This window comes from Streptomyces sp. NPDC048383, assembly GCF_040651775.1.
GTDB lineage: Bacteria > Actinomycetota > Actinomycetes > Streptomycetales > Streptomycetaceae > Streptomyces.
The window spans coordinates 105,852-125,243 of sequence record NZ_JBEZKS010000003.1 but is presented as its reverse complement, the minus strand read 5'-3'; the positions used below and the strand labels follow the sequence as shown (position 1 = coordinate 125,243).

At 68.6% G+C, this 19,392-nt stretch carries 13 protein-coding genes; 11 read left to right on the top strand and 2 right to left on the bottom strand.

Going from position 1 to position 19,392, the window contains the following annotated elements; genetic code table 11:
- Positions 1 to 8: 8 nt before the first annotated feature.
- Positions 9 to 1,160 (top strand): cupin domain-containing protein, encoded by a 1,152-nt coding sequence (locus AB0D46_RS04470; RefSeq protein WP_362875771.1) that lies wholly within the window; start codon positions 9 to 11, stop codon positions 1,158 to 1,160.
- Between the two features lie 61 nt (positions 1,161 to 1,221).
- Here the strand turns inward: AB0D46_RS04470 and AB0D46_RS04465 are convergent, their stop codons facing one another.
- Together AB0D46_RS04465 and AB0D46_RS04460 are read right to left on the bottom strand one after the other, a co-directional pair.
- Positions 1,222 to 1,686, bottom strand: coding sequence for an SAM-dependent methyltransferase (locus tag AB0D46_RS04465; protein ID WP_362875770.1), 465 nt, complete (start codon positions 1,684 to 1,686; stop codon positions 1,222 to 1,224).
- Between the two features lie 31 nt (positions 1,687 to 1,717).
- On the bottom strand, positions 1,718 to 3,106 hold the full coding sequence (locus tag AB0D46_RS04460) for a Tat pathway signal protein (protein WP_362875769.1): 1,389 nt from the start codon (positions 3,104 to 3,106) through the stop codon (positions 1,718 to 1,720).
- A 262-nt stretch (positions 3,107 to 3,368) separates the two neighbouring features.
- On the opposite strand from AB0D46_RS04460, the gene AB0D46_RS04455 reads away from it, so the two are divergent.
- The 10 genes from AB0D46_RS04455 (at position 3,369) to pglZ (ending at position 19,055) form a co-directional block, all read left to right on the top strand.
- Positions 3,369 to 3,602, top strand: a complete 234-nt coding sequence (locus AB0D46_RS04455; protein WP_362875768.1) for a hypothetical protein — start codon at positions 3,369 to 3,371, stop codon at positions 3,600 to 3,602.
- Positions 3,530 to 3,859 (top strand): ATP-binding protein, encoded by a 330-nt coding sequence (locus AB0D46_RS04450; protein WP_362875844.1) that lies wholly within the window; start codon positions 3,530 to 3,532, stop codon positions 3,857 to 3,859. Before AB0D46_RS04455 ends, AB0D46_RS04450 begins: the two co-directional genes overlap by 73 nt.
- Before the next feature lie 218 nt (positions 3,860 to 4,077).
- Entirely contained in the window at positions 4,078 to 4,542 is a 465-nt protein-coding gene (locus tag AB0D46_RS04445) for an NUDIX hydrolase (protein WP_362875767.1), read from the top strand.
- 8 nt (positions 4,543 to 4,550) lie between these two features.
- Positions 4,551 to 5,192 carry a hypothetical protein gene (locus AB0D46_RS04440; RefSeq protein ID WP_362875766.1) on the top strand — a complete coding sequence of 214 codons (642 nt, stop codon included), beginning with the start codon at positions 4,551 to 4,553 and terminating at the stop codon, positions 5,190 to 5,192.
- A complete protein-coding gene (locus tag AB0D46_RS04435; RefSeq protein ID WP_362875765.1) occupies positions 5,189 to 5,902 on the top strand; it encodes a DUF4254 domain-containing protein in 714 nt (237 codons plus the stop codon). Before AB0D46_RS04440 ends, AB0D46_RS04435 begins: the two co-directional genes overlap by 4 nt.
- 87 nt (positions 5,903 to 5,989) lie before the next feature.
- A complete protein-coding gene (locus AB0D46_RS04430) occupies positions 5,990 to 6,991 on the top strand; it encodes a hypothetical protein (RefSeq protein ID WP_362875764.1) in 1,002 nt (333 codons plus the stop codon).
- Between the two features lie 365 nt (positions 6,992 to 7,356).
- Positions 7,357 to 8,406, top strand: coding sequence for a hypothetical protein (locus tag AB0D46_RS04425; RefSeq protein ID WP_362875763.1), 1,050 nt, complete (start codon positions 7,357 to 7,359; stop codon positions 8,404 to 8,406).
- Positions 8,407 to 8,471: 65 nt separating this feature from the next.
- Positions 8,472 to 12,215 carry a BREX-2 system adenine-specific DNA-methyltransferase PglX gene (gene pglX, locus AB0D46_RS04420; RefSeq protein WP_362875762.1) on the top strand — a complete coding sequence of 1,248 codons (3,744 nt, stop codon included), beginning with the start codon at positions 8,472 to 8,474 and terminating at the stop codon, positions 12,213 to 12,215.
- A 25-nt stretch (positions 12,216 to 12,240) separates the two neighbouring features.
- Entirely contained in the window at positions 12,241 to 16,140 is a 3,900-nt protein-coding gene (locus tag AB0D46_RS04415; protein ID WP_362875761.1) for a phage resistance protein, read from the top strand.
- Positions 16,140 to 19,055 (top strand): BREX-2 system phosphatase PglZ, encoded by a 2,916-nt coding sequence (gene pglZ / locus AB0D46_RS04410; protein ID WP_362875760.1) that lies wholly within the window; start codon positions 16,140 to 16,142, stop codon positions 19,053 to 19,055. The genes AB0D46_RS04415 and pglZ overlap by 1 nt, the downstream gene beginning before the upstream one ends.
- Positions 19,056 to 19,392 lie beyond the last annotated feature (337 nt).

Genomic DNA, 19,392 nt, shown 5'->3' with positions numbered 1-19,392 from the left:
CACACTCCGTGCATCGACTGGACGAAGTCGACCGACTGGCCATCCGCGAGGGCGGCCTGCCCGATGACCTCGCATCCCTCATCGACACGGCCAACAGCGCTGCCGTCAAGCGTGCCGCCGCACGCCTCCGGCCTGTTCTCGGAGAAACCGTGGTGACGGGGCTCGGGCGGCCTTGCGAGGCCCCTTCTCTCGGAAGCGCTGGCAATGACTTCGGGCGGCTGCCCGGCCGTACGGAGTTCGAACGCTGGCTCACGGCGGAGCCGCGCCTGGTAGCCGGACCCGGTACGGGAGCCAACTCGGACATGGAGCTCCGTGATGCCGACGGGAAGCTCCCCGGCGAACGATTCGGCAACCGGCTGGAGCCGGACTCCGACACCTTTCAGATGGACATTCACCGGATGCGGCGCGCGCTGAACGAAGGAGTCACCCTCGGGATTCGGCAGTTCGACCGCTGGTCGCCAGCCCTGGCGTCGCTGATGGACGACATCGTCGCCGTGTCCGGAGCCGACGTGTTCACCAAGCTGTTCATCTCTGCCGGCACTACCAGCGTCACCGGCTGGCACTCGGACCGCCAGGACGTCATCGCCCTGATGCTCTGGGGCAGCAAACGCTTCCAGCTGGGCGGCTGGGACACCCCTGAAGGAGGCCCGGCTTCCAGCATCGTCCTCGATGCGGTGCTCAAGCCCGGGGACTGCCTGCTCTTCCCTGAGGGTCACCCCCACCAGGCAGTCCCGCTCGGCGATGACAGCGGGCTCCTCTCGATCGCCCTCCTCCGCCGTCACAACTGGATCTCCCGGGACCAGGTGCCCACCCATCTCGGCGTTTCCGAGTTTCCGCCGAGCGAGGTCACCTTCCGCCGGCTACTCCGCTCAAGGCTGCCGCTCGCCACGGAGTCGCCGTACCTCGCCGACAGCACGCAACTCCGCACGCGGATACCAGGAGGCGTCGAGCTTCTCGGCTCCACCCCCGACGGGCAAGTCGCGCTCGCCGCGGCTGGCGGCGTCTTCGCCTCGAGCCCGGACACCACGGCCCTGCTCGCCGCTGTGCACGCATCGTTCCCGGTCACGCTGGGCGAGGTGTCCCTGTCCGGGGACCGTGAGGCAGCGGCCCAGCAGACTCACTCCCTCGTCGAGATGGGGCTGGTGATCACCACGCCGTAGCTTCGTAGGCACAGCCTGCGACTCCCCGTTCGAGTACCGCGCGGGGCAGACTGCCGTCACCTCATTCCCAGTAGTCCACGAGCATCTCGGCCGGCCAGCTCGGCTCCCGTACCTCCCCACGCGGTCCCATCGCTCGGAAGTAGGGCGCGACATCGTAGATGGGTGTGCCGTCAATCGCGTCGAGGTCTACGACGTGAAGGTCCAGGCCCTCGACCTTCACGAGTCGCGGGAAGGACTGCGCGAGCTGGTTCGGTCGACGGTGGTTGCGGTGGACGAAGGTTCCAGTGGGCGGCCAGTCCGGGTTGTTACGGGGGCTTCGCGCGTGGAGGGCGACGTCGGTCGGGGATGCCTTGTGAAAGTGCCACACCACCACGAGATGCGAGAATTCCTCCAGGCCCTTGACCACGTCCGCCGGGAAGTCGGGGTTCAGCCGAATGATCGCGGGACCACCCCAGTGATCGTCTGTGGGCTCGGTCCGGCCTCCAACGACAATGCCGATCGGTTCGATTTCCAGCGACTGTGCCATGCGCTTCCCCTCGTGCCTCGTCGTGACCCGGTCAATGTACTTGGACGAGGTATGCGGCGGCCCGGGCGTCCAGGCTGGCAACGGCTGGAATGCCTCGGCGTCGGTACGGGGAGAGCAGGCGGCGCATGTCCACTACGGCCTGGCGGGCCCGTCCCGAGTAGATCCCTTCTTCCATGGCGTCAAGGACTGTGCTCCATGTGGCGCACGCCTCCTCGACGTGCCCGTCGGCGACCTGCACGGAGCCGAGGTATCCCAGTGTCACGGCATGCGTTCGACGGAATGCCGAACCCCTGGTCCGTACGCTCCGCTTGAACTGGTGGATCGCGCCTTGCCTGTCACCGGAGTCACGCAGTGTGCATGCAGTTTCATGCGCGAGGGACGCTTCCGCGAAGAAGAACGTCCTGTTCGGCTCCGGGATGTCCTCACTGGCCGCGGAGAGATCATCCTCCGCGCGAAGAAGTGCCTTGGCTGCGGCCTGTCGCTGCCCTGTGGCTGCGAGGCCCCGGGCGTGGACCACGCCGAGCAGAGCACGCTCCCGTGGCGTAGCGCTCGCGTAACGCTGGCCTTGGATCGATGCGGTCGAGAGCCGAAGACCTTCGTTGACGAAGCCCAGATCGATGGCTTGGTGGGCCATCGCCCGCAGAATGTGGCCGGTGAGCGGGGCATCGTCCGCACGGGCTGCGAGCTTGAGGCCGAGGTGGAAGTAGTTCTGCGCGAGGGCGTGTTCCCCGTTGTCGAAAGCCATCCAGCTGGACAGGTACGACAGTTCACCTGCCGCGGCAAGCATCCCGCGGCGGATCTCATCGTTGGGGAAGGCCGCATGCAGGAAGCCCCGTACGTCCGAGTGGAGGTACTGGACCAGCGCTTGGCGTCCGTGGCCGCCACCGCGGCTCTGGTCCATGCGGGAGAAGGCCGCCGTCATCTCCCTCACGGCTGCTACGTCCGATTGCCCGGCTCTTCTCGCTCCCGACGCCGATTCCGCCGGGGCCGCCCCGGCCATCTCCTCCCACCACGACTCCCCCGGCAGGGCAAGGCCAGCGATCGAGTACACCGCGCCGGTTAGCAGCTTGCGCCGCTCGACGTCCAAATCGCTTCTCCCCAGGTCGGTGAGGGTCAGTATCGGATCGACGGTCCAGTCCAGCGCCCCTTGCCCCGATGGCGAAGCGGCTGCGAAGCCAAGTTCGTCTGGCGTGATGACTCGCCCTAATCGACGCGTCAACGCCTGGCTCAAGATTACGGGCGACGCACCCGACGCTTCCGTCCCACCGACCCACATGCTGATGTGGGAGCGGCCAATCGCCGTGTAGCCGACGAGGTTGTTCTCCTGGGCAACGCGATTGAACGCACTGGCCGCTTGCGCCCGCGACCAGCCAGCTTCCTCCAGGATGGCGGCGAGCCGTTCATTCCGCTTGTGAGTCACGAGGCACTCCAGCGAGCAAGACGATCTTTGATCACTTTGATCGGGTCATCCGCGGGGGTGCCCGCTGACCCACCAACACGGTAAGGCCCAATGAACCCTCCCCCATCAGCAATTGGCACGATTCGATCCTCCACGGCCACATGCAGAAACGATCTTTGACCACTTTGACCACGCAGGACAGGTTGACGGCGTACCGGAACAGCGCCCCAAGGGGTTTCCTCGATGTGACCGCGACAGGACCGACTCGTCGAAGGAGATGCCCATGCGCCAGACCGCACTCAGCGTGCTCCACACCGAGACGGTCCGCCTTCACGATCAGACGGACCCCGAAGTCGATCAGGTGACTCTGACCTTCAGCGTCATTGCGACCCCCGTCGCGCCGCGGCCGACGTCAGTAGCGCCGACGCCCGCCTCGTCGGAGAGATCCGAAGCGTCGTTCACAGGTGGCTGGCTCACCGCGGGCTTCTCCGCCTTATCGATTCGGCGTGCCTCTTGACCAGCGAGGTCGTTACCAATGCGCTGGTCCACGGAAGCGGAAGCAGCCTCAGGTTTGCCATGGAGCGCCAGCTGGCGACTGTCGGCATCAGGGTTGCTGACGGGTCCCCAGCGAGACCTCAGGTTCGGAAGCCGGAAACCGACGAGGAGTGCGGCAGGGGCATGCTGATCGTCGAGGCCCTCGCGGACGAGTGGGGTGTCAGCGAGGACGGCACGGAGACCTGGTTCACGCTCAGTTCGCCCGCGGACGACGGATAGCCCCGGGATCACCGCTCGCGAGGCCCAGCTCGACAGGGTCAACTCCCCTCCACGCGGCCGTGATATCACCGCCGCGATAGGCGCGAACAGCACCTGTAACTCAGACTCTGAAGATCCCCGACGTCCAGTCGGTAGCGGGGCACCGATTACGACAACTCACGGGCGAATCAGCCGACATGTCGGCATCGCCACGAACGAATCCCAGAGAGGCACGGGAGATGACGATCATCAAGCGGAATGCCAGGGCCATCCTGTTGGACGGCGACGACCTCGTGCTGATCAAGCGCACCAAGCCGGGCCGGGACCCGTACTGGGTGACGGTGGGCGGCGGTGTCGAGGCCGAGGACGCGAGCATCGAGGACGCGCTGCACCGCGAGGTGTTCGAGGAGCTCGGGGGCAAGCTGAGCAAGGCAGAGCTCGTGCACCTGATCACCGACTCGCTGGATGGCGGCCTGGGTGTCCAGCACATCTTCGCCGCGCGCTTGGAGCAGATGGACCTCGCTGCACGCACGGGCACCGAGTTCAACAAGCCCGAGCGGGGCGACTACGAGGTCGTCCGCGTGCCGTTCACGGCCGAGGCGGTCCGGCAGCTCAATCTGATGCCGCCGGAGCTGGCCGACTTCACGGCCGGCAATGTCGAGGCGATCAAGGCCGTGCTCGACACCCAGATCCGCGCGTCCTGACCACCGCCATGTTCATCAGCGTCAACGGCCCGGACAACGTCGGCAAGACCACGCACCTACGACGGCTCGCCGCTCGCTTCTCCAACATCCAGCTGCTCGGCTCAGTTCACGAGCACAATGCTGCCGCCTGGGAACGAGTCGCCGGCGAGGATTACGCCGCATGGTGGTTCGAGCGGTCCACCACCGCCGAGCTGACGGGGCTGCTCCTCGACAGCTACGACAAGCGGTCGGCCGCGCTCGAACCCGGCCGCTTCGGCCTCCTCGACCGCGGGATGCCGATGCTGATCGCCGTCAGCGCGGCGACGGCCTCGGTCAAGGAAGCCTCCTCCCCAGCTGAGGCACTCGGCGCGGTGGAGCGGATCGCGGCCTCCCGCACCCCGACCCGGGAGATGTCCGTCCTCCTTCTCCCATCACTCGACGCCGACCGCAGTTACGAGATCACCAGCGCGCGTGAGGGCCGGCCCTGGACCGGTGTCTATCCGGCGTACCAGCGGGCGCTGCACGGGGTCTTACTCCACCAGGTGGAGCGGGGGGCGTACGCCGGGGTCGTCGACTGCGAGGGCAAGTCCATCGAGCAGGTCCAAGCCGAGGTGATGTCCATCGCGGGCCCGGTCCTGTCCCCTTCCACGTACGCGGAGGACTCCAGATGACAACGCACATACCTTCTCTCGCCCTTCCACCGGGCCTGATGCTGGCCGCGGCAGCGCTTCCGCCCAAGGACCAGCAGCGGCTGGACGACACCCTCACTCGCTTGCACGCGACCAACTCCCATCTGTGGCTCGCCGAGGACCGCGTGCGCGGCGGACTGAGCGAATCCCAGGTCGCCGACTGCAAGCGCGAGATCGACCAGCTCAACGCCGAACGCAACAACCTGGCCGAGCGGGCGGACGAAGTGCTGGCCGCCTTGGCCGGCCCTCCTTTGCTCGGCGCCGTTCGCCACACCGAGACGCTCTCCTCCGCGTTGGACCGCCTCTCCGTGCTCACCCTGCGCATCTGGCACAGCGAGGAAGCCGCGACGTTCGACCCGGCCGTGGCTCAGCGAATACCCCTGCTGCATAAGCAGCGTGCGGCTCTGTCGGACGCGCTGGACAGCCTTGCCGCCGACGTGGCCGCGGGAACCCGCCTGCTGCCGACCCCCGCGCGCTTCAAGCTGTATGGCGGCAATGCTCAGACGGACGAGACCGTCACTCCCAGCCGACACCTTCAGCGGGTGATCGCGTTCGGCGGGCTGAGTGAGTCCGGTAAGAGCACGGGCGCCGACTACGTACGTCAGCTCGCCGGCGCCCAGCGCTTCAAGATCGGATACCTGCTCCGACAGGCCGCGCACCACCATGGGCTCGCCGACCCGTACCGGCTCTAGGCCCGCCGGCAAGCGGAGCTGCTCCTGGAGGAACTGAACCGCTTCGCCGAAGCGCACGTCGAGGCACGGCTGTTCACGATCGAGTCGGTGCACGACAACGAGTCGATCGCGGAACTGAAGGCCCTGCTCGGCGATCGCCTCCAGGTGGTTTACCTGTCCGCCCCGTTCGATGTCCGTGTGGCCCGGTCCGGGACGCCTCCGCACGCCGTGGCCGCGAAGGACGCGGTGAAGATCCAACGAGGCGCGGACAAGGTCGAGGCCATGGCCGACCATGTCATCGACAACTCCGGCAGCGTGGTCGACCTGCGGGCGCGGTTGCGGAGGATCGCCGAGACTTCCCAGGTCACGGCGCGGGTACAGGTAGGAGACGTTTCCGCGCTCGGACTGCCGACCGCAGTAGCGGAGGCCACCGCCACCTTCGCGAAGGCCATGCGTTCGGCCGGAGCCCCGGTCCGGCTCGCCGCGCTGACGGGAAGCCCGAGCACGGGTCCGTGGGTCGCCGGCTGGTCGGACATCGACCTCTTCGTGATTTCCGAACACCAGGGCTCCGAGCAGGTGTCCGTGGCGCTGAAGACCTACCAGGCGGCACTGGATGGTCTGGCCACCGTCGGCCTCACTCTGGTGACCCCGGACGAGCTGACCGCTCGTCGTCTCACCCCACGACTCGCGTTCGTACTCCACCAGATTCAGGACGGACAGCCGGTGCTCCACGCGGCGCCCGGACTCGAGCTGCCTGTGATCACACGCCACGACCTGGTCCTGGCCGGTGCACAGGACCTCCCCCAGGTCATCCTCACGATGCGCCGCCTCCGCGCGGGGGCCACAGCCGGCGACCTCCGTCCGCTGTACCGGCATCTCGTGCTCGCCGTCCGACTGCTTCTGCGTGAGCAGGGCGTCTGGGCCAGCGGCCCCGACGAGATCCTCACCGCCGCCGCGCAGCTGCCCGGCCTCCCGCCGCTCGCGGTGCCCACCCTGGCCAGCGTCGTCGACGAATGGCTGCATCGTGGCACGGACGGCGCCCTGCAGGCCGTCAGTGCCGCCGTTGATCACCTGCTGGCCTGGTACGCCGTCCAGGTATCCGCCGCCTGAGAGCCAGCGCCTCTCTTCCTTCAACGACCCATTCAAGGAGCTTCGCCATGCCCGAAACCGCCACGTTGCCGTTCTCCGCACGGATCGTCGAGCGCCTGTCCATCGGCCCCCAGAGCCGCCGCGAACGCATCATCCAAGCGTCGGCTGGCACCTGGTGGAGCTGGAGAGTCCGACGTCTCGATCAACCTCACCAGCCACTACCTGCTCGCCCGCGCCGTCTGTAGCAAGCGTGGACGAGCGCGGTTCGGGTCGTCACACCGGCCTGAGATTGTCTGCATCTGCGGCTCTACCCGGTTCGTGGAGGAGATGCCGTCTGACCGGCCTGCCCGTGATCGCGAGCAGCGACCTGCTGTCGGCTGGACGCGGTGCGACGGCCGCCGGGCAACCTGGGCTGGGACGAGCGGCGCACCGCTGAGATCGCGGTCGCCGCCTCCACCCGAGCCGCCCTCACCCCCCGCCTGGAGATCTACCCCCGCGACTTGGACCTGGTGCGCGCCCTGAGGATCACCCAGGCCGGTGTGGTCGCCGTGCAGCCGGGCGTAGAGGAGGAGCGGCAGCCGGGCCTGACGGTTGACGCCCTGCACAAGCGGGTCGCCACCCGCTTTCCCGACCTGGGCTCCGATCCGCTGGCGCCGCGTGAGCTGCCCACGGGCAGCGCCCTGGTCCGTGATCTGAAGGAGGCCGGGTTCGAGCTGAAGCTGGCCACTCGCTACGACAGGGTGCTCCGGCTCATCCCGGACCGCCCGTCCGGAGACGCCACCGCTGGGCTGACCTCCGCGAGCTGGGGTGCCTCGGCGGCGCGCCGCTCCGCCCCCACTCAGTACGACGCGGACGCGGCCGTCGCCGCTGCCGTCAAGGCCGACCAGCGGCTCGCGCACTCAGCACAGCAGGACGGCTTCCGGGTCCTGACCGTGCCCCAGCGGCGCGCTGAGGACGCCGTGCGCTGGCTGGCCGGCGAGCCGTACAGGGCTCGGCCGGTGTCGCTGACCGGACTCTTCGTGGACGAACTGCGCGGCGTGGTCGGCGAAGCGGCCCGTCCGACCTGGGAGACCGTCCTCAAGGCGGACGCCGCTGAACCGGGCAGCCGGGCCCACCAGCAGCTACGCATCCGCACCGACAAGGCATGGGGACGCATCGAACCGAGGCTGCGAGACCAGCTGGTGCAGGGGCACGGCCCACTACTCCTCACCGACACCGCGGTCCTCGCCCGGTACGACGCGCTCGACCTGCTCGGGCGGCTCGCGGAGGAGGCGCGACAGGGCGGCAGCCCGCTGTGGCTGCTCGTCGCGCAGTCCGATCCGGCACGAGCGCCGCGGCTGGCCGGGCAGAGCGTGCCGTACCAGGCGGGGTTCGACGAGTGGATCGTCGTGCCCGACGCTTGGGTCGCGCGCAAACACCTCGCGCAGGACGCCTGACCCGCTTAACCCTTCTGACCTGACCTCCTTCCGTCCTCTCCACTTTTCTCCACAGGAGCCGATTCGTGATCGACCGCAAGAGCCTCCTCGCCGACCTGCAGAAGCAGGTCAAGGCGGCAGAGACCGACCTTGAGCAGCAGGTCAAAGCCGTCCCTGAGGTCGGGGCGCGGCTGCGCGGCGAGTACGAGCAGGCCCGGAAGCTGGGCCGTACGGCTGCAACGTGGAACGCTTGGCTCGGCGAGCGGATCACCCAGGTCGCGGTGGCCTGGGTGCTCGGCACGGTCTTCGTGCGGTTCAGCGAGGACAACCGGCTGATCGCCGAGCCGTACATCACCGCCCCCGACGTGGCCGGGCGGGAAACCGCGCAGGCACGGTACGAAGAACACCTGGAGAAGGACGCCGACCCGACGTACCGGGGATGGTTGGAGACCGCGTTCGCCGAGCTGGGCGCTGGGCAGGCCGGGCGGCTGCTCTTCGACCGCGACCATAACCCGCTCTACCAGATCCCGCTCTCGCACGACGGGGCGGGCGCGCTGATCGCGTTCTGGCGGGAGCAGCGGGCCGGGGAGGGTGAGGTCGACGGGGACGGCGTTGGTGGAGTCAGCGGCCCGGTTCTCGTGCACGACTTCAGCGACCCGCTGAGCGAGGACGGCACCGAGGGCTGGGACACCCGGTTCCTGGGCGACCTGTACCAGGACCTGAGCGAGGCGGCCCGCAAGACGTACGCGCTGCTGCAGACGCCGGAGTTTGTGGAGGAGTTCATCCTCGACCGGACGATGACCCCGGCAGTGCGGGAGTTCGGCTTCGGAGAACTGAAGATGATCGACCCGACGTGCGGGTCCGGACACTTCGTCCTCGGCGCGTTCTGGCGGCTTGTGCGTATGTGGGCTGAGCAGCGGCCCGAGGTTGGCTCGCACGAGCGGGTGCGGGCAGCCCTCGACTCGGTGCACGGGGTGGACCTCAACCCGTTCGCGGTCGCGGTCGCTCGCTTCCGGCTCCTGGTCGCGGCGATGGCTGCTAGCGGCATGCTGACGTTCGAAGAGGCGAGGCAGTACGAGTGGCCGATCCACCTCGCGGTCGGTGACTCCCTTATCAAGGACCGACAGCTGGAGCTGCAGTTGGGGCTCGGGCTCGAGGACGACGCCGGCACGGCCGGAGACCCGCTCGCCGACTTCTCGTATGCGACCGAGGACGTGCACGAGTACCCCGGGATCCTGGAGGAAGGGCGGTACCACGTGGTGGTGGGCAACCCGCCATACATCACGGTTAAGGACAAGAAGCTCAACCAGCTGTACCGGGAGCTCTACGACGCCTGCGCAGGGACCTATGCGCTGTCTGTCCCCTTCGCCCAGAGGTTTTTCGAACTGGCCAAGCGGGGCGCAGCCGATGGGAACGGCTACGGCATGGTCGGCCAGATCACGGCGAACTCCTTCATGAAGCGAGAGTTCGGAACCAAGCTCATCGAGGAGTACTTCGCCCACAAGGTCGAACTCACCGAGGTCATCGACACGTCGGGGGCATATATTCCGGGGCACGGGACACCGACGGTGATCCTCGTGGGACGGCCGAGGAGCGGATCGAAGCGGCAGGCGACGATCCGGACGGTGCGGAGCGTACAGGGAGAGCCTTCGGCGCCGGAGAAGGCGGAGGAGGGGTTGGTGTGGCGGGCAATCGTCGAGCAGGTCGACGCGCCAGGAAGTTCTAGCAAATGGGTGTCAGTCGATGATCTCGGTCGGGTAGGTCTTTTCGACAAGCAGCCCTGGATCCTGGCCGCCGGCGGTCTGGAGCTGGTTGAGCAGCTCAATATCGCAGCCACGGCCAAGCTCAAGTCGGTTGTTGAAGAGATCGGTGCAGGTGCCGTTACACGCGAGGACGATGCCTACATGGTTGGCGCCGGAGCCTTGCGGCGAGCTGGCATCGCCGAGGCGCATGAACGTGAGCTGGTCGAAGGCGGAGCTGTTCGCGACTACCTCATTGATGGGGCTGAACCCTCCTTGTGGCCGTACGGAGAAGAGACCCTGGAGCCCGATGCCCCAGAGGAGGTCAGTCGCTTCCTCTGGCCAATGCGCAGGTACCTCATCGATCGCGTCGCCTTTGGTAAGTCTCAACTTGATCGGGGCCTTCGCTGGTTCGAGTACTCGATGTTCTTTCGCCGCCGGTACTCCCCAGATGCGACTATTGCATTCCTCTTCGTTTCTACTCACAACCACTTCTCCCTGAATCGACTGTCACGCGTATTCATTCGTACTGCGCCGGTGTTGGTGCTCCCAGAGGGCGCGACGGAAGAGGAGCATGTGCGGCTGCTGGGGCTACTCAATAGCTCCACGGCTGGGTTCTGGCTCAAGATGGTGAGCCACGACAAGGGCAGCCAGGGTGTAAATGAAGGCTACAAGTCGCAGGTATGGGAACGTTTCTACGAGTTCACGGGTACCAAGCTTCAAGAATTCCCGCTTCCCTCCGTCTTCCCCACCGCCCTCGCCACCGAGCTCGACGCTCTTGCCCAGCACCTCTCCGCGACGACCCCCGCCGCCCTCGCCGCCGAGGCCGTCCCCACCGCTCCCGCCCTCCGAGAAGCCCAAGCCAGCTACAACTCCACCCGCGCCCGCATGATCGCTCTACAGGAGGAGCTGGACTGGCAGGTGTACCCCCTCTACGACCTGCACGCCGAGGACCTACGCCTGCCTGACGTCTCTGCCGTGCCCGAACTCGCCCTTGGCGAGCGTGCCTTCGAGATCGTGCTCGCGCGGAGGGTCGCAGCCGGCGAGGCCAGTGGCGAGTGGTTCACGCGGCACGGGTCCACGCCGATCACGGAGATCCCCGCGCACTGGCCCGCCGACTACCAGGCGCTCGTGCAGAGGCGGATCGAGGTCATCGAGTCGAACCGTGCCATCGGCATGGTGGAGCGCCCGGAGTACAAGCGGCGCTGGGCCACCGACGGCTGGGACGCGATGCGCCAGAAGGCGCTGAAGTCCTGGCTGCTCAACCAGGTCGAGGACCGCTTGTATTGGTTCGACGCCAGCGGTAACCCCAACGTCACCACCCTCGCCCGCCTGTCCGAAAACCTGTCCGCGGATGAGGACTTCACGTCTGTCGCCGAGCTGTATGCGCCCCGGCAGGACCTCGCGAAGACTGTACGGGAACTGCTGTCCGAAGAGCACGTGCCGTTCGTGTCCGCGCTGCGGTACAAGCCGGCCGGACTGAAGAAGCGCGCCGACTGGGAGCAAGTATGGGAGTTGCAGCGGGAGGAGGACGCTGCGCCCGACGAACCCGCCAAGCGGAAGGTCCGTGAGCGGACCCCCGTGCCGCCAAAGTACACCTCGGCGGACTTCCTGAAGCCGAGCTACTGGCGTGCGCGCGGCAAGCTCGACGTGCCCAAGGAGCGGTTCGTGTCGTACGGCACGACCAACGCGCTGTCGCCGGAGCTGTACGGGTGGGCCGGCTGGGACCACTTGGAGCAGGCCCTCGCGCTCGCCTCGTATATCCAGCAAGCCGGGCTCGGTGACGACGACCTCGTGCCATACCTGGCGGGGCTGCTTGAGCTGCAGCCGTGGCTACAGCAGTGGTACGGCGAATATGACCCGGAGTTCGGGGCGTCGCCGGCCGCCGAGATCCTGGCATTTCGGCAACAGAAGCAGGGCGTGCTCGGTTTGACTGACGATGCGCTGCGCGCCTGGCGCCCAGCCGCCGCCACCCGCGGGGGCACGAAGAAGGCAGCCGCGCCGAAGAAGCGAACGGGCGCGAAGGCCGCCGTCCAGATGTCCGTCACGGACAACGTCACCGATGCAGCCACCGGCGCAGAGTCCGACTGAGCAGGGCGAGGAGCGTAAAGACACCATGGCATTTATGAGCAGGAACAACCCTCGTCCTGAGGACCGGCCGCTCCTGCGGGAGTTGATCAACATCCCGGAGTCGGTCTCCACCTCCGACTTCGTACTGAAGCTGAACGAGGCGGTCACCCCTGAGGGGGCCGAGGCGGCGCTGAGGGACTACGTCGTCACCGACCGGTTGCTGAGCAACTTCGACGAGGCACTTGACCTGATCAAGTCGGCGCTCGATAGCCGCTCGTCGAAGGCGGCCTATCTGCATGGCTCGTTCGGTTCCGGTAAGTCGCACTTCATGGCGGTGCTCTACGCGCTGCTGTCGGGGAACCAGGCTGCCCTGACGCGCGGCGACCTCGACCCGGTGCGAGCCAGGCACTCCTGGCTGGACGCGGACGACCGCAAGTTCCTGTTGGTGCCGTACCACATGCTGGGTTCCAAGTCCCTGGAGCAGCGCGTGCTCGGCAAGTACGTGGAACACGTGCGGAAACTGCACCCGGGCTGCCCGCTGCCGCAGGTCTACCGGACCGACGGGCTCTTCGAGGACTTCGCCGAGCAGCGCCGCCGCAACGGTGACGACCGGGTGATCGAGCAGCTCGCTGACGCCGGCGACGGCCAGATGGACGAGTGGGGCGACTCCTTCGCCTGGACCACCGAGCTACTGGACCAGGCGGTGAATGCGCCGGAGGAGCACGAGAACACCAAGGACCTCGACCTGGAGAACCCCTCCACGCCGCGGGAACTGCGGGCCCGTCTCGTGCAGGACCTCACCCAGACCCTTTTCCCGTCGTTCTCGCGCAACGCCTCCGAGGATGCCGATGGGTTCGTCTCCCTGGACAAGGGGCTTGGCATCATCGCCGCGCACGCAAAGTCCCTCGGCTACGACGGGCTCGTCCTCTTCATGGACGAGCTGATCCTGTGGCTGGCCTCCCGCATCCACGACCAGAGGTTCGTCTCACGCGAATCCGACAAGATCACGAACTTCGTGGAGGGCGGCGACGAGCGGCGAGCCATCCCGGTGGTGTCGTTCATCGCCCGTCAGCGCGACCTGCGTGAGCTGGTCGGCGAGGAGATGTCGGGGGCCGCCGAGGCAGCCGTGCAGGACAGTCTGAAGCTCAGCGGCGGGCGATTCGATAAGGTCGTTCTAGAGGACCGTAACCTGCCGCAGATCGCGCAGGCTCGCCTGCTCAAGCCCGCCACCCCCGAGGCTGAGTCGAAGGTGGACGCGGCGTTCGCCGAGGCCAAGAAGCTCGGCCCGGATGTGTGGGACACCCTGCTTGGCCACGACAAGTCCACCACCGGGGCGGACGAGGACGCTTTTAGGCGGACGTACCCCTTCCCGCCGGCGTTCATGGACACCCTGGTGCACATCTCTGCCGCACTGCAGCGCTCGCGCACCGGCCTGAAGCTGATGAGTCAGCTGCTCGTCGATCACCGCGACGACTGGCGGCTCGGGCAGCTCGTGCCGCTCGGCGATCTGTACCCGGCGATCGCGGGCGGCGGCGACAAGGCGTTCAGCGGGGAGACCAATGTCCACTTCGAGGCCGCGGACAAGCTGTACCGGGATAAGCTCCGCCCGTACCTGCTGAAGACCAACCAGGTAACCGAGGACCAGGTCGAGGCGTACCGGCGCCGTCCCGAGACCCTCGGCGATCCGCAGCTCGCTGCCCGCTGCCGCGACTTCACCGGCGACAGCCGACTCCTGCAGACCCTGTTGCTCTGCGCACTCGCGCCGAGCGTGCCTGCGCTCGCCGACCTCACCCTGGCGCGGCTGCACGCCCTCAACCACGGTTCCATCACCACCCGCATCGTGGGCACCGAGGTCGGCAGACTCGAGCAGAAGGCGAAGGAGTGGGCTGCGACCTTCCCCGAGATCAAGGTCACCGGCACCGGGCCGGGCGCGGTGGTGAGCCTGGAGCTCACCGGCGTCGACCTGGACGCCGTCCTCGCCAACGCTCAGGTGCACAACAACCAGGGCAACCGACGTGCCAAGATGCGCGGCCTGCTCAAGGACGCGCTCGGCGTCAGTGACGGGCCCGGCGGCTTCGATGCCCACGACGTGCTCGACCTGGTATGGAAGGGCACTGAGCGGCAGGTCGAGGTGGTCTTCGGTAACGTCGCCGAGGTCGACTCGCTTCCCGAGGCGACCTTGCGGCCCAGCCAGAACGACGCCTGGCGGCTCGTCGTCGACTTCCCTTACGACGAGGGCGAGTTCGGCCCGATGGACGACCTGCAGCGGCTGCGCGCCCTGCGGGAGAAGCCGGGCGGCGACTCGCGCACCCTGGCCTGGCTGCCCACCCACCTGACCGACGCCTCCCGCGGCGACTTCGAGCGTCTCGTCGTCATCGACAAGGCCCTCGCCGACGAGGCCCGCTTCGACTCCGACTTCGCGCGCAGCCTGAACGCCGACGACAAGGCGCGCGCCAAGGGCATGCTCCAGTCGCAGCTCTCCATCCTCACCGAGCGCGTCATCCAGGCGCTGCGCCAGGCGTACGGGCTCGCGCAGAAGCAGGAAGGGGTCGTCGACCTCAGCTTCGACACCCACCTGGTTGCGCAGCAGGACGTGCCCGAGCTGCGGCTTCCGCTAGGTGCGCAGTTGGATGCCGCAGCCCGTGAGCTGGCCGGCAAGCTGTTCGCCCACCAGTACCCCGCCCACCCCGACCTGGACTCCGATGGAACCGGCAAACCCGTAAGGCCTGCCGAGATCAGGACTGTCTTCGAGTACGTGCGCAAGGCCGCCGAGGATCGCGACGGGCAGGTCGAGGTCGATTCCAAGGACCGCAAGACCATGGCGCGGATCGCAGGCGGCCTCGGCCTCGGCGCGATGCGGGAGGCGTACTACCGGCAGTCCACCGCTTGGCCCGACCACTTCAACAACCAGGCCCGCCGGGACGGGACTGCCGAACCGACCCTGGTCAAGCTCTCCGACTGGAGCGACCTTCCCGAACCGCGCGGACTGCCCGAGCCGCTGCGTCGGCTGATCGCCGCCGCCTACGCGGAGACGACCGACCGAGTGTGGGTGCGCGGCGGTGTCCCCGTCGAACCCGCGCCCGCACCGCACGAGCTGAAGCGGGACTACGCCCTGCGCGAGCAGCAGCTCCCCGGCGAGAGTGACTGGGCGGAGGCGCGCAAACGGTTCGAGACCGTGCTCGGAGACCGGGCGCCGCAACTGCGACGCGGGCGGATCGTCAACCAGTTCGCCGGACAGATTAAGCAGGCCGCCGTCGCTCTCGCTCAGGACGCCGGACGGCTCGTCGGGGAGCTGGAGAAGCACCGCGACTTCCTTCACCTCGACGACGACTCGCCCCGGCTCGTCCTCGCCAGGCGGGCGCAGGAGCTGGTCAAGGAGGTGACGGAAGCCGGCATCGAGGCCAAGACCGTCGTGGACCGGCTCGCCCGCTTCGACCTCGGCGACTTCACCGCACACCGGTACGGGATGTCCCTGAAGAGCGCCGGGAAGGTCGCCACCGCACTCCAGAACACCAGCTGGGACCAGCTGGGCTTGGCCGACACCCTCGGTGTGGACGGCGCGGCCGTCCTGGAGCGGGTGCGTGATGCCGCCGCCGGCGACCCGGGTGACTACCCCGACCTGCCTGGAGTGCTGAACGCCGGCGGCCGGGAGGTGCTGTCCCTGCTGCGGTCCCGGCAGACCCCGGCCGAGCGGCCCCAACCGCCCACCACCCCGATGCCGAGCTCCGACGACGTAGACCTGAACGGCGGCTCCGCCCACCCCCAGGTGCTGCCGGAGCCGGTGGAGCAGCCGGGGCCTCGCACACCGTCGCGGTCCGTGGCCCGCTCCGGCGGGGGGCGGACCACGGCCGCACGGGCCGCCGCCGAACTTCAGGCGGAGATCTCGGCGCTCGCGGCCGAGCACCCCAACGCCACTGTCGAGGTCGTCTGGAAGGTCGTCGACTGATGTCCGACACGGTCACCACAGCCCCCGCGGCTGGCCCCGCCCGGCTGCCAGCGGGAACCGTCCGCCAGTACCTCGCCGCCCGCAGCCGGCTCGGCGACGGCACGGCTCGCGTACTGCTCCTGCGGGCCGCTCCCACCTGGGACGGGCCCGCTGTGCAGCAGACAGCGGGCGGGCTGCGGGCGCGGGTGGCCGTCGCGCCCTCGGTGCTCGCCGTGCACGAGCAGATCCTGGGCCACCTAGACACGGCGACTCCCCCCGACCCCAGGGTCCTGGTCGTCCTCACCGATCGCGAGGACACCGACCTCGACCCCGGGCTGCTCGCCCGCGTATACGGCGGGAGGATCCGGTCCGTCGACAACTGGGAGGTTGTGCAGGAGGCTTTCGACGCGCGAGGCCTCGACGGGCGGCTGCGCGGCGAGGCCTGGGCGGCCGAAGCACTCCTGGACGCGGCGGCCACCCGCGGTTGGCCCTCGCTCGGCAAGGGACTGCTCTCCCGAGACGAGGCCCTCACCCGGCTGGCCAGGCGCCGGCTCAGGCTCGGCCGTCACGACATGGACGCGCTGGGCGGGCCGGCCGCACATGACGACGGAGACCGTATCGACCCCGTCGCACTGTTCCGGTGGGCCCTCACCCCCGGCGGCCCCGACCTCCTGCGCGACCTGCGCGGACCCGAGCAGGCCGGCGTGGCCCGCTTCCTCGCCGAACCTGAGCAAGGCGGCTCCACCGGCAAGATCATCACCGCTCTGGTGGACGCCGAGCATGGGGCCGACGCAGCCGCGTACGCGGTCGTCTGCGCCGCCCTGTGGGGGCACGCCGAGGCCGACCACGACCTGTACCGGTCACGCGGGCGCGCCGAGCGGTGGCTCGGCGACCAACCGCCCGCCCACGGCGACGACCTCGACAGACTCCTGGCCTCCTTCGGACACAGCGGCGAGGCGTACGTCCGCGGCCTCGTCGACCGAGGCGAACACCGGCTCGCCGACCCGGTCCTGGCCCGAGCCGCACAGCTCGTCTCCCAGTTCGGGGCACAGTCCGCCGCCGCTGCCAGCCCGCTACTCTCGGCCGGACTCGACGCCCGCTTCACCGCCGTGGGCCGGGCCCTCGCCGACGGCAACACCGAGATGGTCACGGCCGCGCTGATCGCGCTGGCTGAGCACGCCCTGGCTGCCGACGGCGCCACCCGGGCCCGTATCGAGCGTGTGAGGATGGCGGCACGGCTGCGGCAGTGGCTCGCCGGCCAGCCTGAGGCCGATATCGCCTCTGTGGACAGCGGCACCGCCCGCCAGATCCGGGAACTCGGCTGGGTGGACCGGGCCTTGGAGCACCTGGAAGCGGGCGGCGACACGGACGACGTACTCGCCGACGCGTACAGCCGAATCGGCGCACAGGCGCGGGACAAGCGCCGCGAACTGGACAGGGCGTTCTCCGAGCGGCTCGCGGTGTGGACCGCGGACGGCACTTCACCGGGCGCCATGTTGACCGTGGAGAGCTTCCTGAACCGCGTCGTCACACCCGTCGTGGCCTGCCCCGGCCGACGGGTCCTGCTCCTCCTCGTCGACGGGATGAGCGCGGCGATAGCAGCCGAGCTTGGCGAAGAACTGCGCGGACAGTGGGCCGAGTTCGACCCACTGCCCGACGCGACCGGAGCGCCCGTCCGGCGCGCCGTGGCTGCCGCCCTGCCCACTCTCACGGCCGTCTCCCGTACCTCGTTGTTCGCGGGCGTCCTAATGAAGGGCGACCAGAGCGACGAGAAGCGGCTCTTCCCCCAGCACCCCTGCTGGAACGGCGCCCCGGCGGCTGTTTTCCACAAGGATGACCTGCGCGGCCCCGACACCGGATCGCCTTTCTCCACCGCCCTTACCGAAGCCCTCGCCGACGAGCACACCCATGTCGCGGTCGTTCTCAACACCGTTGACGATCGCCTCGGCAAGGAGCAGAAACTCGGCGACGGCGCGTGGCAGACCAAGGAGATCGGCGGTCTGGAACCGCTGCTGCGGGCAGCCCGCGCGTACGGCATGACCGTGCTCCTCACCTCCGACCACGGCCACGTGGTCGAGCGGCGCGGCAGCAAGCTCGACGCAGCCGGTGGCACCATCGACTCGGCCCGCCACCGGACCCCCGGCGGACCCGTCGCACCGGCTGAGATCGAGCTGTCCGGACCACGGGTGGTCTGGCCGGAGCCCGGATCGCGGATCGTCGCGCTGCGCGACCACGACACCCGGTACACCGCGCTCAAGGCGGGCTACCACGGCGGGGCGACCCTCGCCGAGTTCACCATCCCGCTGCTCGCCCTACTGCCCTTCGGCGCCCAGCCGCCCACCGGATGGCGGGAGCTGGGCGACCCGACACCCTCCTGGTGGACGGAGGACGCCGAGAGCGGAGCCTCAGTCGAGGCCAGCGCCAAGACCGAAGCTGACGCTGGTGCCGTGCCGGACGCCTCCGTGACGAGCCCGCGCCGCAAACAGACCAGGAAGGCAGCCCCGCCCGCGCCCGAGGGCGCCATCAGCTTGTTCGGCGAGGACGAGGTGGTGCCCCCCGCACCGCAGGAACCCGCCGACTCTGCGGCCGAGCCTGAGACCGCCCCCTCCTCCAACCAGCCTGAAGACCCTGCTGTCGCCCTGGTCGAGCGCCTCATGGCCACCGAGCTGTACCTGGCACAGCTGGAGCTGCTCGCCCGTAAGCCACGTGACAAGACCGTCCTCCCGAAGGCGCTGGTGGCGCTCGTCAAGGCCGGCACCCTGCCGATGACCGCTCTGGCCGAACGAGCGGACCAGCCCGCCACCCGCGCTCCCGGCTTTGCCGCGACCCTGGCCCAACTCCTCAACTACGACGGCGCCCAGATCCTGGAGATCCTCCCCGACAACCGCACCCTTCGCCTGCATCGAGCTCAGTTGATCGAGCAGTTCGGGCTGTGAACCGGAGCTCTGCGGCTGCAACGGGCGGGGGGCACCACCCCGCCCGGCCCACGCCGGCCGCCCGGTCTCAACATGGGTGTCCGGCCCTGGGCATCACATCGGTCGCCACCACCAGTGCCGGCCTGGGAAAGGTTCGACCCGCGCGCCCGTTCCCTGCGCGGCCTCGACGGGAAAACATGAGGATGCAGGCGGCGTTCCGGGCCGCCTGCCACCTCCCCGCCGTAAACGCCGTGGCCGTCGGCACGAACAATCCCGATCATCTCCGGGAACTGCCCGAGTCGCTGCACTCCGAGTGGACGACGAGGTCACCGGCAGGTACTTCCGGCTTCTGACGGGA